Here is a 16,388-nt window from a genome sequence, read left to right as displayed (position 1 = left end):
TCACACCTTCAGCAGCAGGTGGTCGCGTTCCCAGCTCGTCACCACGCCCTGGAACAGGTCGAGCTCGACACTCTTGACGCGCAGGTAGGTCTGGAAGAAATCCTCGCCGAGCAGTTGTCGCACGGGTTCGCAAGCCTCGAACCGATCCAGCGCCTCCTCCATGGTCTTCGGCAGCGTGCTCTTGATCTTGTAGGCATTGCCCGACGCCTCGGCCGAGCGCGCCAGTTTCTGCTCGACCCCGAGATAGCCAGCGAGCAACGAAGCGGCGATCGCCAGATAGGGATTGCAATCGGCGCCCGGCAAGCGGTTCTCGACGCGCCGCGCGGCGCGCCCGCCGGCGGGAACACGCAGGCCGCAGGAACGGTTGTCGTGCGACCATTCGATGTTGGCCGGCGCGCTGTGGTTGGGCCTTATTCGACGGAACGAGTTCACGTTCGGCGCGAACAGCGGCATGATCTCCGGCACATATTTCTGCAGACCGCCGATGAAGTGATCGAACATCTCGGTGTCGGCGTCGTCAGCGCCGGCAAACAGCGCGTTACCTGCTTCGTCGACGACGGACATGTGCAGGTGCATCGAGCTGCCCGCCTGGGCCGCGATCGGCTTGGCCATGAAGGTGGCATGCATGCCGCATTGCTGCGCGGCCTGGCGCGTCAGCCGCTTGAACAGCAGCACCTGGTCGGCGAGCGACAGCGGATCGCCATGCAACAGGTTGATCTCCAGCTGAGCTGTTCCCGATTCATGGATCAGCGTGTCTAGCGGCAGCCCGGCGGCGGCGGCATAGTCATAGACGCGCCGGATCACCGGTTCGAACTCCTCGAGCGCCACCATGTCATAAGGGTGCTGCACGCCCTCGGCGCGGCCATTGGCGCCGATCGGCGCGGTCACCGGTTGATCGGGGTTGGGGTTGGGCGCGGTGAGATAGAACTCGACCTCCGGCGCCACCACCGCCCGCCAGCCGCGCTGGCGGTAAAGGTCGAGCACGGCGCGCAGCACATGGCGCGGCGAGGCCATCCAGGGCCGGCCGTCCATGTGGAAGGCGTCGGCGAAGACATAGGCCTTGCCCGCGCCGCCGCCCGGCGCCAGGCACAGCGTCGAGATATCGGGCACCATGCGCATGTCCGGGTCAGAATAGGCGAAGCCCTCGTCGATGGAGCCGGAATAGCGGCCATCGATGCTGACCAGGAAGGCGCTGCTCGGCAGATAGAGCGCGCGGTCTTCCAGCGCCTTGAGGAATTTTGCCGTCGGCAAGGCCTTGCCGCGCAGCACGCCGTTCATGTCCGGCACCAGGCACTCGACCTCGTTGATGCCGTGCTGAGCCAGCCAGGCCTTGGGATCGTTGCCAGTAAAGAGAGAGGTATGGGTCTTCTTGTCGAGCATTTCGTTCAAGTCCGTATCAGAGAGAGTATGGCTTGCGCGGCCACGTCCGTTCCAGGGTTCAGCGCCATCCTGGCTGCATTGTCCCTGAGGCGCGCGCGCATGGCATCGTCGGCCAGCAGGCCGAGAATGGTTCTCTCCAATACTCCTTCGGTCCAGGCATCGCGGCCGATATGGTCGCCGACGCCGGTTTCGCCCGCGCGTTGCGCGTTGTCGTGCCCGTCCCAGCAATAGGGCATGATCAGCGACGGCACGCCGAAGCGCAGCGCCTCGCAGAAACTGTTGTTGCCGCCGTGATGGATGAACAGGTCCGACTTCGCCACCACGGAGGGCTGCGGAAACCAGGCATCGAGATAGACATTGTCGGGCACCGCGCGGTAGGCGTCGCGCAGGCCGCCGGCATTGACGATGAAACGCGCGGGCAGCCGGTCGAAGACCGCGAGCATGCGCTCGATCAGCCCGACATCCATGGCGCCGAGGCTGCCGAAGCTCATATAGACCAGCGGCCCCTTGTTGCGCGGGAACACCGGCACCTCGAACGGCCCTTCCGAACGCACGCAGCCTTCGAGATAGACGAAGCGGGCTGGGTCGAGCGGGTTGGCGCGCTCGCGCCGCACGATCGACGGCGTCAGCAGCAGATTGAGGTCGGGCGAGGTTTCGAGGAACTGGCCCTTCGGCAACGGCGCCAGGCCGGCATCCGTCCGAAAACGGTTGAAGCGGTCATGCGCCGGCGCCGAGGCCGCCAGATAGCGCGCCTCGAACGCGGCGCGCCGCGGATCGTCGGCGGCAAGCCCAGACAGATATGGCGGTACGTGCGTATCCGGCAGTTCCGTTTCGGCGCAGGACACGACGCGCACCCATGGGCAGCCGGCGGCAGCGATCGCCGGGAACATGATGACATTGTCGAGCACCACCGCGTCAGGCTTCAGCCGTGCCAGCAATTGCCGCAGCGGCGCCTCCGCATTGACGGCGGTGTCGACAATCGCCTGCCATGTCGGCGCGACATAGGTTTCAAGCTGGTCGATAGGGCTCAGCCGGAAATGCGGCAGGTGCCGGCGCACGAAAGCCTGCCAGTAGCTCTGGCGCTCGCTGTCGGTCAGCGGGTCGTCGGTCGGCAGCTGGTATTCCTGGAAACCATAGTCGGCAAAGACGCCGGAAAAACCGGCATGACAGATGAAGACGGGCCGTGCGCCCTGGGCGCGCAACGCCTGCGCGATGCCGACGCAATTCAACGCCGCACCGAAGCTTGCTTCGGGAAACAGCGCGATGGTCGGGCTGGCTTTACGCGTCAATTATTTCCTCTTCAATCGGGTCGGCTGATCATGCCGAACAGCGCGGGAGCGCCTCGGCTGGCCGCTTGCGGTCGCTGGCTGCGGGAGAGCCGCAGATGGATACGAAGCAGATCGGCAGCCACCTCATACTGCCGGTTTTCGAGATGGTCGAGTATGTTCAGGTGTTCGCGCAAGGATTGCTTCAGGCGGAACACATTGACCCCGGCATAGATGCCCGGCAGCCGGCGCAACCTTAGATGATCCGACAGCGCGTCGGTGAGGAAACGATTGGCACAGCCGTCGGCGATCATGCCGTGAAAATCGATGTCCAGCCGCTGGAATTCGCGCGTGTCGAACGCGGCGTCCGCCAGCGCCGCCAGCGCCTCCATGCCCTGGCGCAACGCCACTGCCCGCGCGCCATCCAGCCGGAAGCCGGGCGCCAGGATGGCGGCCGGTTCCAGCAGCAGCCGGAACTCATAGCTTTCGCCCTGCGCCTCCGGATCGTCCGGCGCGCGCCGAAACAGCCAGGACTGGCCAGGAGCACGGTCCAGAAGATTCTCATCAGTTAGTTTATTAAGTGCTTTTAGTACCGTCTTGCGCTCGGCGTCGTACCGCCGCATCAATCCCGCGACGGTCACCGTCTGGTCCAGCCGCCGCGCCGAGCGGTCGCGCAGGATCGCCTCGGCGAGTTCGTCTTCCTCGGCGGCGGGCAGTTCGGCGGCAACGGAAGGCTGCGCGGCGAGATCGATGGCCAGGTGATAACCGCTATCCGCCTCCCAGCGCACCACGCCCTGTTCCGCGAGCAGACTGAGCGCCGCCCGCACCGGTGTGCGTGAAACATTGCACAGCGAGGCGATCTGCTGCTCCGGCAGGCGCGCGCCTGGCTCGAAGCCGCGCTGCCGCGCCACATCCAGGATGCGCTGCGCCAGGTCGAGATGGTTGGTGCGAGGTCGTCGGGCTGCGGCTTGCATGACTGGTCTCGTGAACGGCATGACCTTCATCGTTGACCGATAAGCCTCACGGAGGCAATCGACCAGATTCCTCGGCCAGTTTTCAAATTATGGATTGACGTACTTTTTTCTGCAATAGTACTGTGTGTGCAATCGGCAATAAAAAGACCGAGGGAACAGGATCGCAGCAGCGGCATAGGTCGCGCCGGTCCAATAAAAATTCGACGATCAACCGAATGGGAGTCTGTCATGACCGCTACCAGCCTGCGGCGCCGTGCGCTGAGAACGTCTTCACTCGCTCTCGGCCTCGCCTGGGCGCTGTCCGCGCCGGCGATGGCCGCCGACCTCGTCATTTCCAACTGGGATGGCTACATGGCGCCCGACGCCATGGCCGCCTTCAAGACCGCGACCGGTGTTTCCGGCGAAGTGGTCGTCCACGCCACCAATGAAGAGATCATGGGCAAGCTCATCGCCGCCGGCGGCAAGGGCTATGACGTGGTGTTCGTCTCGTCCCCCTTCGCCGAGGTGCTGAACAAGCTTGGCCTGACCGAGCCGATGGACCACGCCAAGATCCCCAATCTCGCCAACCTCTATCCCGAAGCCACCAAGCTGCCGCACGATGTCGGCAACACCTTCTCCGTGCCCTATACCTGGGGCACGACGGGCCTCTGCTACCGCTCGGATCTGGTCAAGACCGCGCCGACGAGTTGGAGCGATCTGCTGGCCCCTTCCGACGAATTGAAGGGCAAGACCACCATGCTGGCGACCGACCGCTGGCTCTTGGCCGCCGGACAGCTCGACAAGGGTTTTTCGGTCAACGAGACCGATCCGGCCAAGCTCGCCGAGGTCAAGGACCTGCTGATCTCCGCCAAGAAAACCCTGCTCGCCTATGACGACACCACCTTCTATTCGAAGCTGGTCTCCGGCGAGGCGCTGATGGTTCAGGCCTGGGACGGCTGGTGCAATTACGGTATCGCCGAAAAGCCCGAGATCAAATACGTCATCCCGAAGGAAGGCTCGGACCTGTGGGTCGACACGATGGTGGTGATGAAGGCTTCCGAGCACAAGGACGACGCCTTCAAGTTCGTCAACTTCATGCTCGACGCCAAGAACCATGCCTGGGCGGCGCAGAACATCGACTACAAGGTGCCGAACAAGCCGGCGATGGAAAGCCTTCCCGCCGATTTCCTGGCCAAGTTCCCGAACATGGCGATGCCGGTGGCCGACCTCGTCAAGTTCGAGCAACTGCGCGACGTCGGCGAAGCCCAGCGCGACTATTCGAAGATCGTCAGCGAGATCAAGGCCGCGCAGTAAGGCGGCAGTTCCATCAGCATCCTGGAAGTAAGCTTGCGTCCCTTCGCGCACCCCTCTGCCCTGCCGAGCATCTCCCCCTCAAGGCGGGAGATGGGCTGTGGCATTGCCTTAGCCAACCTTCAACGCAGCAGGGTGAGCGAGACGTCGAGGCTGCCGACCTCCCCCCTTGAGGGGGAGATGCCCGGCAGGGCAGAGGGGGGCATTTCGTGAAGCACCTGCTCTCCCGTTCCTCCCTGCTGATGGCCCCGGCGCTGGTCTGGCTGACCGCGCTGATGGTGATCCCATGCGCGCTGGTGCTGGCACTCGCCTTCTTCCGGCGCGGCATCTATGGCGGCATCGACTACACCGTCACGCTGGAGAATTTCGGGCTGGTCTTCGACCCGCTCTATGCCGGCATCTTCCTCAATTCGGCACGCATCGCCGGCACGGCCACCCTGATCGCGGTGGTGATTGGCTATGCCGCCGCCTATGCGATATCAGCGGCCCCGCGCCGCTGGCAGCCGGTGTTCCTGTTCTTCGCCGTGCTGCCCTTCTGGTCCAACTACCTGATCCGCACCTATGCCTGGATCGTGCTGCTCAACCGCGAAGGCCTGATCACCCAGCTGCTGCGCTGGTTCGGCTACACCGGCGAGCCGCCATCGATGCTCTACACCGAGGGCGCGGTCATCGCCGGCCTCGTCTACAACTACCTGCCCTTCGTCATCCTGGCCTGCTACGCCCCGCTGTCGCGGCTCAATCCGGAGCTGGCGGAAGCCTCGCGTGACCTCGGCGCTTCGGCCATCACCACATTCCGCCGTGTCGTCCTGCCGCTGACCGTGCCCGGCATCGCCGCCGGCGCGGTCTTCGTCTTCGTGCTGTCGATCGGCAATTTCGTCACGCCCGCCCTGCTCGGCGGCGGCCGCTTCCAGATGATCGGCAACCTCGTCTACGACCAGTTCCTCACCGCCAATGACTGGCCGTTCGGCGCGGCACTGGCCATGGCGCTGATCGCCATCATGCTGCTGGTGCTGATGGCGCAGGCGCTTGCCGCCGATCGCGCCTCCGGCCGTGCGACTGAAGCCAAAGGTAACGCCGATGGCTGAGCGCTCCCCTGCAACGCGGCGCGCGCTCTGGCTTGTGCTCAGCCTCGTCTTCGCTTTCCTCTACATCCCGATCGCCGTGCTGGTGGTCCTGTCCTTCAATGAAGGCGGACTGCCGACGGCATGGTCGGGCTTTTCACTGAGATGGTATGTCTCGCTCGCCCACAATTCCGCGATCCTGTCGGCCGGCCTCAACACGCTGATCGTCGCGCTGGTCTCGACAGCAATCGCCACTTTGCTCGGCACGCTGCTGGCGATCGGCGTCGAGATGCGCCGGCAATATGGCAAGGGGATCGAGGCGCTGATCTTCGCGCCGATGATCATTCCCGACATCGTGCTGGCGATCGCGCTGCTCTCGTTCTTTTCCATGATAAACCTGACCATGGGCCTGCATACCATCATCCTCGCCCATGTGGTCTTCAACCTCGCCTTCGTCTGTTCGGTGGTGCGCGCAAGGCTGAAGAGTTTCGACTGGTCGATCGTCGAGGCCTCCGCCGATCTCGGCGCCTCCGCCGTCACCACCTTCCGGCGCGTGACACTGCCGGTGATCCTGCCGGCGGTGATCGCCGGCGCGCTGCTTGCCTTCACGCTCTCGGTCGACGAATTCATCATCGCCTTCTTCACATCAGGCGCCGGCCGCGCCTCGACCACGCTGCCGATGCAGATCTACGCCATGATCCGCTTCGGCATCACGCCGGAAATAAACGCGCTGGCGACCATCGTCATGGCCGTTTCCATCACCGCGCTCACCCTTTCGCAGCGCCTGAACCGTGGGATTGTCGGCCAATGAGCGAACCGCGAACGCTGCTCGCCATCGATCATGTGTCGAAGAATTTCGGCAGGGTCACCGCCGTCGACGGCATCTCGCTGGATATCCGCGAGAACGAGTTCTTCGCGCTGCTTGGACCATCGGGCTGCGGCAAGACCACGCTCTTGCGCATGCTGGCCGGCTTCGAGACGCCAAGCGATGGCCGCATCCTGCTCGACGGCCATGACATAGCCCGGACACCGCCCAACAAGCGGCCGGTCAATCTGATGTTCCAGTCCTACGCGCTGTTCCCGCACATGAGCGTGCGCGCCAACGTTTCCTACGGCCTGGAAATGGAGCGTTTGCCGGCTAAGGAAATCCGCTCCCGCGTCGACGCCATCCTGGCGACGACCGAGCTTGTCCCTTTCGCCGACCGCAAGCCGGAGCAACTGTCGGGAGGCCAGAAGCAGCGTGTCGCCTTGGCGCGTGCCTTGGTCAAGCGGCCCCGGCTGCTGCTACTCGACGAGCCGCTCGGCGCGCTCGACAAGAAGCTGCGCGGCGCCATGCAGCTCGAACTCAAACGTCTGCAGCACGAGGTCGGCATAACCTTCGTCATCGTCACCCACGACCAGGAGGAATCGCTGGTCATGGCCGATCGCATGGCGGTGCTGAAAGACGGCAAGCTGCTGCAATGCGACACGCCGCACGCGGTCTATGAACATCCAGCCGACCGTTTCGTCGCCGATTTTATAGGCGTCATGAACTTCGTGCCGGGCAAAGCCACCACCGAAGGCGTGATGGCCGCGAATGGCGCTGAGATCGCCGGCAAGGTTCCCGCCACGCTTTCGTCCGGCACTTCGGCAGTGGCGTCGGTGCGGCCCGAGCGCATTCGGCTGTACCCATCGGACGGAACCAAAAACCGCACGGCCGGCCGGGTCGAGGCATTGGCCTATCAGGGGCTCGACCTGCAGCTGCATGTCCGCACGCCGCTGTCGTCAAAACCGTTCCTGGTGCGCGTCACCGCCGATGCCGCCGACCGCCGGCCAGTATCGGCTGGCGACCAGGTCGAACTCGGCTGGGATGCCGCCGATGTCAGAATATTCGCAGAGTGAGGAGAACTTGATGGCGCAGAAGACGATCGCGTTTTTTCCTGAAGCGGCCTATGGCCCGGCGCTGAATTCCGTAGGCATCGCCCAGGCGGTCGAGGCGCGCGGCCACAAGGCCGTGTTCCTGTCCGATCCCGGCTTCGTCGATGTCTACAAGGGCTACGGCTTCGAAGCGCACCCGGTGAACCTGTCGGAGCCGATGCCGCCTGAGCAGATGGCGAAATTCTGGGAGGATTTCATCAACGGCCACATCCCGAACTTCCGCAAATCGCCCTACGACCAGGTCGACAATTACGTCAGGGATTGCTGGACGGCGATCGTCGACAGCGCCAAATGGGCGCAGAAGGATCTGCCACGCGTTCTCGACGCCATCAAGCCGGATGTGATCTGTGTCGACAATGTCATCCTTTTCCCGGCGATCAAGCAGTACGGCAAGCCCTGGGTGCGCGTCATCTCCTGCTCGGAAAACGAGATCGAGGACGAGGACATCCCGCCGCATCTCTCCGGCTGCGGCGAGAACGACCATGCCGGGCACCAGCGCTATCGCGACCATTTCAACGCCGTGATCAAGCCGATCCATGACGACTTCAACGCCTTCCTGTCTGCCAACAACGAGGCGCCCTATCCGACCGGCCAGTTCTTTGAGGCCTCCCCCTATCTGAACCTGCTGCTCTACCCGGAAGCAGCAAAGTTCAAGCGGCGCCATCCGCTCGACCCGGCAAGGTTCCAGTATCTTGAAGGCTGCGTGCGGCAGGAGAAGCCGTACACAGTGCCGACCTTCGCCCAGAACAACACCGGGCCGCTGCTCTATGTTTCCTTCGGCAGTCTCGGAGCTGGCGATGTCGATCTCCTGAAGCGCATCATCGCGACGCTGGGCAAGACGCGCTACCGCGCGCTGGTCAATGTCGGCGGCTACAAGGACCAGTACACGGATGTGCCCGGCAACGTCATCGTCGACAGCTGGTTTCCGCAGCCCTCGGTCATCCCGCAGGTCGATGCGGTCATCCACCATGGCGGCAACAACTCGTTCACGGAGTGCCTCTATTTCGGCAAGCCGGCCATCATCATGCCCTATGTCTGGGACGGCCATGACAACGCCACCCGTGTCCAGGAGACAGGCCACGGCTTCGGCATGCCGCGCTATGACTGGAACGATGCCGAACTGGTCGCCAGGATAGAGACCTGCCTGACCGATCCCGCGATCAAGGCCAAACTGGCGAGGACATCGGCGCAGATGCGGGGGCAGAATGGTCCGGAGAAAGCGGCGGGTTTGCTGGAGGCGTTGCTGTGAGGTTTGACATGCTGAGCCAAGGCACCCCCCTCTGGTCTGCCGGCCATCTCCCCCTCAAGGTGGTAGATCGGCCGTCACCACCGCTTTCGCCAATCGCAAAGCTCACAAGGAATGCGCCCCCGCGGATACTGCCAATCTCCCCCCTTGAGGGGGGCCTCTTAGAGCGGCAACGGATCGGCGTTCCGCGTCACGATCACGGAGCGCACTCATGACCTCCTCAGCCCCCCACCTTCACCACGCTTCCACCCGCACCGATCTCGTCGACTGGGGCGTCCAGCCGGACGCGCTGGACGGCGCCTCACACTCGACCGGACGGCTTGTGCATAAAGGCCCGAACAACCAGCCGGAATCCGGCATCTGGGTCTGCACGCCCGGGCGCTGGCGGCTCTCGATCCCGCGCGATGAATTGTGCCATTTCGTCTCCGGCCGCGCGACCTACCGGTCGGATGTCGGCGAGGTGATAGACGTCTCGGCCGGAACCGTGGTCATGTTTCCCGCCGGCTGGACGGGCGAATGCACGGTGCATGAGACCATGCGCAACGTCTACATGCTGGCCTGAACAGCAACGGGAGCGTGACGACATGCCGACACCGCACTGGCCGACGGCCTCGAGCGTGGAACTGGAGGATTGGGGCGCGGGCGGCAACACGATCGCCGGCTCGCCACGCGCCTCGGGCAAGGTCCTGTTCCAGCATTCTGACGGATCGAGCGAATGCGGCCTGTGGTCGTGCACGCCGGGCACGCGCAAGGTCAGCTTTGCCTCCGACGAGTTCTGCCATTTCCTGTCGGGACGCGGCAGCTACATCCACGACAATGGCGAGCGGATTCCGGTCGAGACCGGCACGCTTGTCTTCTTCCCCGCCGGCTGGACCGGCACCTCGACAATCACCGAAACGCTGACCAAGGCCTTCATGTGCCGGTGAGCACTTTTTCAAGGAAATCGATATGACAACCCCAATCATGAAATCGCCGCTCGCCATCACCGACCTCGTCGACTGGGGTGTCATCCCCACCATGATCGAGGGCGAGTCCCACACCTCTGGCAAGCTGCTGCACAAAGGGCCGGAAGGCCGGTCCGAATGCGGCCTGTGGGTCTGCACGCCCGGCAAATGGCATTGCCACGTCACCCGTGACGAGTTCTGCCACTTCCTCGAAGGGCGCTGCACCTACGTCCATGAATCCGGCGAGGTGATCGAGATCGAGCCGGACACCGCGGCCTTTTTCCCGCAGGACTGGAAAGGCGTCTGCACCGTCCATGAGACGATCAAGAAGGTCTACATGATCCGCTGAGCCTTCTCGATCAGTCTTCAAGGAGGACGAATATGCATTTCTCGCCCGACCGGCCGACCTTCTTCGTCAATCCGGACTACCGGCCGATGGCCGGCGCGACCAAGCCGGTGATTGACCCGGCGACGCTTGAAACCGTCGGCGCGATCGCCGCGGCCACCCATGGCGAGATCGACGCCGCGCTCACCGCCGCGACCAGGGCGCAGGCAGCCTGGAAGAAGCTCGACGCCAAGAGCCGCGCCAAACATCTGCACGCCGTCGCCAACGCCATCGAGGCCGCCGACTTCACGCGCTGTGCGGAGCTGATGGTGCGCGAGATGGGCAAGCCTTATCCGGAAGCCATCGGCGAGATCGCCAATTGCGCGCCGATCTTCCGTTACTATGCCGAGATGGCGCGCGACGATGCCGGCAAGATCGCCGGCACGACGCAGGCCGGTTCGTTCCAGTATGCGCGCTACGAGCCCTATGGCGTCTCCGTCCACATCATGCCCTACAATTTCCCGATCCTTTTGATGTGCTGGACGGTCGCCGCCTCGCTTGCCGCCGGCAATGCCTGCGTCATCAAGCCGGCCGAGGCGACGACGCTGTCGACGCTCGACTACATGAGCGTGTTCCGCTCGCTGCCGGAAGGGCTGGTCTCCTGCCTCCCCGGCGGCGCTGCCACGGCGCAGGCGCTGATTACGTCCGACCGCACCCATGCCGTCGCCTTCACCGGCTCGGTCGCCGCCGGCAAGGCGGTGGCGGTGGCTTGCGCCGAACGCATGAAACCTTGCGTCATCGAGGCCGGCGGCAGCGATCCGCTGATCATCAGCGCACACGCCCCGCTGGAGGTCGCCGCGGCCGGCAGCGTCACCGCTGCCTTCCATCTCACCGGCCAGGTCTGCACCTCGGCCGAGCGCTTTTTCGTCGTCGATGCGGTGCATGACCGCTTCGTCGAGCTGTTCGCCGAAAGGACACGCGCGCTGCGCATCGGAAACGGCATGGACAAGACCGAAATCGGTCCGCTGGTCAGCGAAGCCGCACGGGCCAAGGTGATGCGCCTGGTCGACGAGGCCGTGCGTGGCGGCGCCGTTGCCGTTACCGGCGGCCGCATCCCGCCGGCGCACCCCACCGGGTGGTTCTATGAGCCGACGATCCTGACCGGCGTGACGCCGGACATGGCCATCGTGCGCGAGGAATGCTTCGGGCCGGTCGCCGCCATCTGCCGCGTCAGGGATTTCGACGAGGCAATCCGGCTTGCCAATGACAGCCCGTTCGGGCTCGGCGCCTCCGTCTTCACCACCGACCTCGCCGAAGCGCATGAGGCGGCCGAGCGGCTGGAAGCCGGGATGGTCTGGGTCAACAACCCGCTGATCGACAATGACGCCCTACCCTTCGGCGGCTGGAAGGCATCAGGCCTCGGCCGGGAGCTCGGACGCCAGGGCCTCGATGCCTTCCGCCGTTCGAAGATGGTGATCATCGATCACAGACCGGCGATCCAGGAATGGTGGTATCCCTACCCCGACAGCTGGTTCCGCGAGACCGGCGGCCGCAAGCACGTGTGAAGCAGCAGCGCGGCACAACTGCCCTGCTCTCACCACATCATGCCCCGATCGCTTCGACCAAGACGCGCGAGACGGACGCGACAGCCGCGTTGCGCTTAGCCAGATTCGCCTTGGAGCCCGTAAGGTAGACCGTCATCACGATCGGATTGCCGGACGCCGGCCAGATGACGGCTGCATCATTGGTGCTGCCGCGATCTCCGGTGCCTGTCTTGTCGCCGCATGTCCAGCCCTTGGGCAGTCCTGCCCGGATACGGTCGTCGCCGGTCTTGTTTGCCACCAACCAGGCGACAAGTTGCGCCCGGCCTTTCTGTGACAGTCCGTCCGCGAGAGTGAGCCGCGCGACGGTCTCGGCCATGGCGGCTGGAGACGTCGTGTCGCGCACGTCGCCGGGCAGCGATTCGTTGAGCTCCGGCTCGATCCGGTCCAACCTAGTCACCGTGTCGCCGAGCGAGCGAAGATAGACCGTCAGTTGCGCAGGCCCGCCGAAAGAGTCAAGCATCAGGTTTCCAGCGCCATTGTCGCTCACTGTCACGGCTGCCTCGCAAATCGCGGCCATCGTCATCTCGCCGCCGGCATGGCTTTTCGTTACCGGCGAATTGGCAACCACGTCACTGTGCGGAACCTTGAGGCGGCGGTCCAGCTGTTCCATCCCGCCATCGACACGGTGCAGGACCAATGCGGCGGCCAGCGCCTTGAACGTGCTGCACATCGGGAACAGCTCGCTTTCCCGATACCCGAATTGTGCGTCCGTGCCGGAAATCCGGCATGCCACACCCAGGCGCCCGCCGCTTTCTGCCTCGATCCGCCTTATTTTCGGCGTCAGCCCATCAAATTTTGTCGGGCTCGCCGCCGCCTTCGCGATCGCGCCTAAGGTGGCGGGTGCCATCAGAACCACCGCGAGACCACTGATGAAATTGCGTCTGCTTGTCATGTCCACACTCTCTCTTGCCCCGCGCCGCAGAACTGGACCGGATCCGGCGCCATCGCAAACGAGTAAACGTCGCCTCCGTCATAAGAGAATCTAGGGCTCGAATTCATGAAGCGATCGCATCTTCCGCTGAACGGCCTGCGTGCCTTCGAGGCTTCAGCCCGTCATCTAAGCTTCACGGGCGCCGGCCTTGAGCTGCGCGTCACGCAGGCCGCCGTCAGCCATCAGGTGAAGGGTTTGGAGCAGGTGCTTGGCGTCAAGCTCTTTCGCAGGCTGCCGCGCGGACTTGTCTTGAGCGAGGAGGGCGAAGCATTGCTGCCGGTGCTGACCGACGCCTTCAACAGAATCAGCGTTACGCTCGACCGTTTCGAAGGGGGCCGTTTCAACGACATCGTCACCGTTGGCGTGGTTGGCACCTTCGCCGCCGGATGGCTCATTCCCCGGCTGCCGCTTTTTCATCAGGCCTATCCGGAAATCGATCTGCGCATCTCGACCAACAACAACCGGGTCAACCTCGCCGCTGACGGGCTCGACTTTGCCATCCGCTTTGGCGACGGCTCCTGGCAGGGAACGGAAAACACGCCGCTTGTGTCCGGCGCACTTTCGCCGGCCTGCGCGCCCGACATCGCGGCGCGCCTGCGCGACCCCTCGGATCTCGCTGGTGAGACTCTGCTGGCCTCCTACCGGGAAGACGAATGGCTGCGCTGGTTCGAGGCAGCCGGATGCCATTGTCCGCCGATCAAGGGAATCGTCTTCGATTCGTCCATCACCATGGCCAATGCCGCCGTCCAGGGCGCCGGCGTTGCGCTTTTGCCCGTCGCTATGTTCAGCCGCGAACTCGGCGATGGCAGCCTCATCCAACCCTTCGACTGGTCGGTTGAAGTCGGCCGCTACTGGCTATCGGCACTGCGCAAACGTCAACACTCCCGGTCGATGACGATGTTCGCGGACTGGCTGAAGACCCAAGCCGACAGCAATTCCAGGAAAGCTGTCTAGCGGTTCTCCCCCCGAAATCGCGTGGAAGGCAAGCCTCAGCCTATGCTTTCGCCGCCGTCGATGACCAGCGCCTGGCCGGTCATGAAGGATGAGCGGTCCGAGACCAGGAACAGGATGGCCTCGGCGATCTCCTCGGCGCTGGCCCAGCGCCCCATCGGGATCTTGGTGCGGACATAGTTTTCAATCGCATCCCGCCCGCCCATCTGGGCGATGAACGGTTCGTTGAACGGCGTGTCGACCCAGCCCGGGCAGAGCGCGTTGACGCGGACATTGTGCTTTGCGTAGTCGAGCGACATCTGCCGGGTCATCGCCACCACGGCATGTTTGGAGGTGGCGTAGGCGATCATTTCGCGATCGTAGAAGACGCCTGAATTCGAGGCGGTGTTGAGGATGACCCCGCCGCCCTGCGCGACCATCGACGGCATGACGATCCTGGCCGCCAGGAACTGGGCGCGGACATTGACCCGCCACGACGCATCCATGCCGTCGACCTCGACTTCGGTCAGCGTGCCGCCGACCTGAATGCCGGCGTGGTTGTGCAGGATGTCGATGCGGCCATGCCTGTCTAGCGTGCCGGCGATCAGTTGCTCGACGGCCGCGTCCTCGTTGACATCGGTGGCGATGGCCTCGGCCTGTCCACCCGATGCCCGGATGTCGCAAGCCGTCGCTTCGCCGGCGGCCCGGTCCCTGTCGGCGATGACGACCATCGCGCCTTCCCGGCCCATGATGATGGCGCCGGCGCGCCCGATGCCGGAACCGGCGCCTGTCACCACGGCGATGCGGTCTTTGAGGATCATGATGCGGCTTTCAGTTTGATGGCTTGCGTTGGCGCAGCTGCCATTGGGCAAGCACCACGAGCAGAACGGAGGCGACCAGCACGATGGTCGCGATGGCGTTGATTTCCGGCGTGACGCCACGCCGGATCGACGCGAAGACATAGATCGGCAGCGTCGTCTGCGCGCCGGCGACGAAGAAGGCGACGATGAAATCATCGAAGGAGAAGGTGAAGGCGAGCAGAAAGCCGGCGACCACCGCCGGCATGATCTGCGGCAGGACGATCGAGCGGAACGTCGTCAGCGGCGTCGCGTAAAGATCGCTCGAGGCTTCGACCAGGTTGCGGTCGAGACTGGCGAGACGCGTGCCGACGATCATCGTCACCAGCGCCATCGAGAACAGGCCGTGCGCGGCGATGATCGAGCCATAACCAAGCGACAGCCTGGGTGGCTGGTCGCCGGGCCAGATCGAGGCGAGGAACGGATTGACGACCGCGAACAGCTGGACCAGCGCGACCAGCGTGGAGATGCCGATGACGACGCCGGGAACGACGATCGCGGCCCCCAGCAGCGCATCGAACACAGCCCGGGTACGGGCACCAACGCGCGCCAGGCCGAGCGCCGCGGCCGTGCCGCACACCGCCGCGAGCAAGGCGCTGGTGGTGGCGATGAACAGGCTGTTCTTCAGCGCCTCGACCAGGAATGGATTTGACAGCGCGGTGCCGTACCACTGCACCGAGAAGCCGGTGAACTCGCTGGCATGGCGGCCCGCGTTGAAGGAGAACAATACGACAAGCGCGATCGGCAGATAGAGAAAGGCGAAGACGGCGGTGACGAAGGCGCGCATCAGATCAGATCCACACGGCGAGCGCCCGAGACCCGGGTCGAGATACGGTTGGCGGCAATCAGCACCACCACCGAAACCGCAACCAGCGTGATGGCGATGGCCGATCCGAACGGCCAGTTGCGCGACTGCAGGAACAGGTCGACCAGCGCATTGCCGATGAAGAACACCTTGCCGCCGCCCAGCAGCGTCGGGATGAGATATTCGCCAAGCAGCAGGATCATCACCAGCGAGAAGCCGGTCATCACGCCCGGCAGCGACAGCTTCAGGGTTACCCCCAGGAAGGTCGAGAGCGGCGTCGCGCCGAGGTCGGCCGAGGCTTCCAGCAGCCGGCGGTCGAGCCGTTCGAGACTGACATAGATCGGCAGGATCATCAGCGGCAGATAGCCATAGACGATGCCGAGCAGCACCGCGCCCGGCGTGTTGATCAGCCTGACATCGTCGAGACCGACAAGGGCGAGCAGTGCCGGGATGCCGCGCCCACCCAGAATGTACATCCAGGCATAGGTCCGCATCAAAAGGCTCGTCCAGAACGGGATGACGACGAGCGCCAGCAGGATCAGCCGCCAGCGCCGCGGCGCACGCAAGGCGAGGTAGTAGGCGACCGGATAGGCGACGAGCAGGCAGGCGATAGCGCCCACCGGCGCCAGAACCATCGTGTTCCAGAAGGCGGTCGCCCGCGCCGGAAGGTTGGCGTATTGCGCCAGCGTGAAGGCGGCCTGATAGCCGCCTTCCGGCGCCCGCTCGCCGACGCTGAACACGGCGATGGCAATGAACGGCAACACCAGGAACACCACCAGCCACGCCGTCGCCGGGGCAAGCAGCAAGGCGGTCAGGAAGTTATGACGAAATCTGTTGCCGTGCATGGAAACCGCCCCGA

The 16,388-nt window shown here is 64.3% G+C and carries 17 protein-coding genes; 10 read left to right on the top strand and 7 right to left on the bottom strand.

Annotated elements, in window-relative coordinates; all coding sequences use genetic code 11:
- Genes ACO07C_RS18800 through ACO07C_RS18790 form a run of 3 tightly spaced genes read right to left on the bottom strand, consistent with a single transcriptional unit; the run spans window position 1 to window position 3,619 of the window.
- A complete protein-coding gene (locus tag ACO07C_RS18800) occupies window positions 1-1,380 on the bottom strand; it encodes a glutamine synthetase family protein (protein WP_421915660.1) in 1,380 nt (459 codons plus the stop codon).
- A 5-nt stretch (window positions 1,381-1,385) separates the two neighbouring features.
- Window positions 1,386-2,669, bottom strand: coding sequence for a glycosyltransferase (locus ACO07C_RS18795; protein WP_421915659.1), 1,284 nt, complete (start codon window positions 2,667-2,669; stop codon window positions 1,386-1,388).
- An 11-nt stretch (window positions 2,670-2,680) separates the two neighbouring features.
- Window positions 2,681-3,619: a GntR family transcriptional regulator gene (locus tag ACO07C_RS18790; RefSeq protein ID WP_421915658.1), complete on the bottom strand. Its 939-nt coding sequence runs from the start codon at window positions 3,617-3,619 to the stop codon at window positions 2,681-2,683.
- A gap of 228 nt (window positions 3,620-3,847) precedes the next feature.
- On the opposite strand from ACO07C_RS18790, the gene ACO07C_RS18785 reads away from it, so the two are divergent.
- The 9 genes from ACO07C_RS18785 (at window position 3,848) to ACO07C_RS18745 (ending at window position 11,967) form a co-directional block, all read left to right on the top strand.
- Window positions 3,848-4,912, top strand: coding sequence for a polyamine ABC transporter substrate-binding protein (locus ACO07C_RS18785; protein ID WP_421915657.1), 1,065 nt, complete (start codon window positions 3,848-3,850; stop codon window positions 4,910-4,912).
- A gap of 239 nt (window positions 4,913-5,151) precedes the next feature.
- The gene (locus tag ACO07C_RS18780; protein ID WP_421917566.1) at window positions 5,152-5,994 is read left to right on the top strand and encodes an ABC transporter permease; all 843 of its coding nucleotides are present in this window, start codon (window positions 5,152-5,154) and stop codon (window positions 5,992-5,994) included.
- A complete protein-coding gene (locus ACO07C_RS18775) occupies window positions 5,987-6,781 on the top strand; it encodes an ABC transporter permease (protein ID WP_421915655.1) in 795 nt (264 codons plus the stop codon). Before ACO07C_RS18780 ends, ACO07C_RS18775 begins: the two co-directional genes overlap by 8 nt.
- Window positions 6,778-7,851, top strand: coding sequence for an ABC transporter ATP-binding protein (locus ACO07C_RS18770; RefSeq protein WP_421915654.1), 1,074 nt, complete (start codon window positions 6,778-6,780; stop codon window positions 7,849-7,851). The genes ACO07C_RS18775 and ACO07C_RS18770 overlap by 4 nt, the downstream gene beginning before the upstream one ends.
- A 10-nt stretch (window positions 7,852-7,861) precedes the next feature.
- Window positions 7,862-9,136 carry a glycosyltransferase gene (locus ACO07C_RS18765; RefSeq protein WP_421915653.1) on the top strand — a complete coding sequence of 425 codons (1,275 nt, stop codon included), beginning with the start codon at window positions 7,862-7,864 and terminating at the stop codon, window positions 9,134-9,136.
- Window positions 9,137-9,344: 208 nt separating this feature from the next.
- Window positions 9,345-9,695 carry a cupin domain-containing protein gene (locus tag ACO07C_RS18760; RefSeq protein WP_421915652.1) on the top strand — a complete coding sequence of 117 codons (351 nt, stop codon included), beginning with the start codon at window positions 9,345-9,347 and terminating at the stop codon, window positions 9,693-9,695.
- 22 nt (window positions 9,696-9,717) lie between these two features.
- On the top strand, window positions 9,718-10,059 hold the full coding sequence (locus ACO07C_RS18755) for a cupin domain-containing protein (RefSeq protein WP_421915651.1): 342 nt from the start codon (window positions 9,718-9,720) through the stop codon (window positions 10,057-10,059).
- Window positions 10,060-10,081: 22 nt separating this feature from the next.
- On the top strand, window positions 10,082-10,426 hold the full coding sequence (locus tag ACO07C_RS18750; protein WP_352555550.1) for a cupin domain-containing protein: 345 nt from the start codon (window positions 10,082-10,084) through the stop codon (window positions 10,424-10,426).
- Between the two features lie 32 nt (window positions 10,427-10,458).
- Window positions 10,459-11,967, top strand: coding sequence for an aldehyde dehydrogenase family protein (locus tag ACO07C_RS18745; RefSeq protein ID WP_421915650.1), 1,509 nt, complete (start codon window positions 10,459-10,461; stop codon window positions 11,965-11,967).
- Window positions 11,968-12,004: 37 nt separating this feature from the next.
- Here the strand turns inward: ACO07C_RS18745 and bla are convergent, their stop codons facing one another.
- The gene (gene bla / locus ACO07C_RS18740) at window positions 12,005-12,853 is read right to left on the bottom strand and encodes a class A beta-lactamase (RefSeq protein ID WP_421915649.1); all 849 of its coding nucleotides are present in this window, start codon (window positions 12,851-12,853) and stop codon (window positions 12,005-12,007) included.
- A gap of 150 nt (window positions 12,854-13,003) precedes the next feature.
- Between bla and ACO07C_RS18735 the strand changes: the two genes are divergently transcribed.
- Entirely contained in the window at window positions 13,004-13,891 is an 888-nt protein-coding gene (locus tag ACO07C_RS18735; protein ID WP_421915648.1) for a LysR family transcriptional regulator, read from the top strand.
- A 35-nt stretch (window positions 13,892-13,926) separates the two neighbouring features.
- Here the strand turns inward: ACO07C_RS18735 and ACO07C_RS18730 are convergent, their stop codons facing one another.
- From ACO07C_RS18730 to ACO07C_RS18720, 3 genes are read right to left on the bottom strand one after another with little or no spacing between them, the layout of a single operon-like run.
- Window positions 13,927-14,688: an SDR family NAD(P)-dependent oxidoreductase gene (locus ACO07C_RS18730; protein ID WP_421915646.1), complete on the bottom strand. Its 762-nt coding sequence runs from the start codon at window positions 14,686-14,688 to the stop codon at window positions 13,927-13,929.
- 10 nt (window positions 14,689-14,698) lie between these two features.
- Window positions 14,699-15,511 (bottom strand): ABC transporter permease, encoded by an 813-nt coding sequence (locus ACO07C_RS18725; protein WP_421915645.1) that lies wholly within the window; start codon window positions 15,509-15,511, stop codon window positions 14,699-14,701.
- A complete protein-coding gene (locus ACO07C_RS18720) occupies window positions 15,511-16,374 on the bottom strand; it encodes an ABC transporter permease (RefSeq protein ID WP_421915644.1) in 864 nt (287 codons plus the stop codon). The genes ACO07C_RS18725 and ACO07C_RS18720 overlap by 1 nt, the downstream gene beginning before the upstream one ends.
- Between the last annotated feature and the right edge of the window lie 14 nt (window positions 16,375-16,388).

It is taken from the genome of Mesorhizobium sp. (assembly GCF_965229135.1).
Classification (GTDB): Bacteria; Pseudomonadota; Alphaproteobacteria; order Rhizobiales; family Rhizobiaceae; genus Mesorhizobium.
The sequence above is the reverse complement of the archived record's forward strand: the minus strand, read 5'-3'. Positions and strand labels throughout refer to the sequence as shown.

Coding starts and splice junctions, on each gene's coding strand:
- bla (WP_421915649.1), bottom strand. CDS start 12,853: ATGGCACCCGCCACCTTAGGCGCGATCGCGAAGGCGGCGGCGAGCCCG.
- ACO07C_RS18720 (WP_421915644.1), bottom strand. CDS start 16,374: ATGCACGGCAACAGATTTCGTCATAACTTCCTGACCGCCTTGCTGCTT.
- ACO07C_RS18725 (WP_421915645.1), bottom strand. CDS start 15,511: ATGCGCGCCTTCGTCACCGCCGTCTTCGCCTTTCTCTATCTGCCGATC.
- ACO07C_RS18750 (WP_352555550.1), top strand. CDS start 10,082: ATGACAACCCCAATCATGAAATCGCCGCTCGCCATCACCGACCTCGTC.
- ACO07C_RS18770 (WP_421915654.1), top strand. CDS start 6,778: ATGAGCGAACCGCGAACGCTGCTCGCCATCGATCATGTGTCGAAGAAT.
- ACO07C_RS18760 (WP_421915652.1), top strand. CDS start 9,345: ATGACCTCCTCAGCCCCCCACCTTCACCACGCTTCCACCCGCACCGAT.
- ACO07C_RS18730 (WP_421915646.1), bottom strand. CDS start 14,688: ATGATCCTCAAAGACCGCATCGCCGTGGTGACAGGCGCCGGTTCCGGC.
- ACO07C_RS18735 (WP_421915648.1), top strand. CDS start 13,004: ATGAAGCGATCGCATCTTCCGCTGAACGGCCTGCGTGCCTTCGAGGCT.
- ACO07C_RS18790 (WP_421915658.1), bottom strand. CDS start 3,619: ATGCAAGCCGCAGCCCGACGACCTCGCACCAACCATCTCGACCTGGCG.
- ACO07C_RS18745 (WP_421915650.1), top strand. CDS start 10,459: ATGCATTTCTCGCCCGACCGGCCGACCTTCTTCGTCAATCCGGACTAC.
- ACO07C_RS18800 (WP_421915660.1), bottom strand. CDS start 1,380: ATGCTCGACAAGAAGACCCATACCTCTCTCTTTACTGGCAACGATCCC.
- ACO07C_RS18775 (WP_421915655.1), top strand. CDS start 5,987: ATGGCTGAGCGCTCCCCTGCAACGCGGCGCGCGCTCTGGCTTGTGCTC.
- ACO07C_RS18785 (WP_421915657.1), top strand. CDS start 3,848: ATGACCGCTACCAGCCTGCGGCGCCGTGCGCTGAGAACGTCTTCACTC.
- ACO07C_RS18780 (WP_421917566.1), top strand. CDS start 5,152: ATGGCCCCGGCGCTGGTCTGGCTGACCGCGCTGATGGTGATCCCATGC.
- ACO07C_RS18765 (WP_421915653.1), top strand. CDS start 7,862: ATGGCGCAGAAGACGATCGCGTTTTTTCCTGAAGCGGCCTATGGCCCG.
- ACO07C_RS18755 (WP_421915651.1), top strand. CDS start 9,718: ATGCCGACACCGCACTGGCCGACGGCCTCGAGCGTGGAACTGGAGGAT.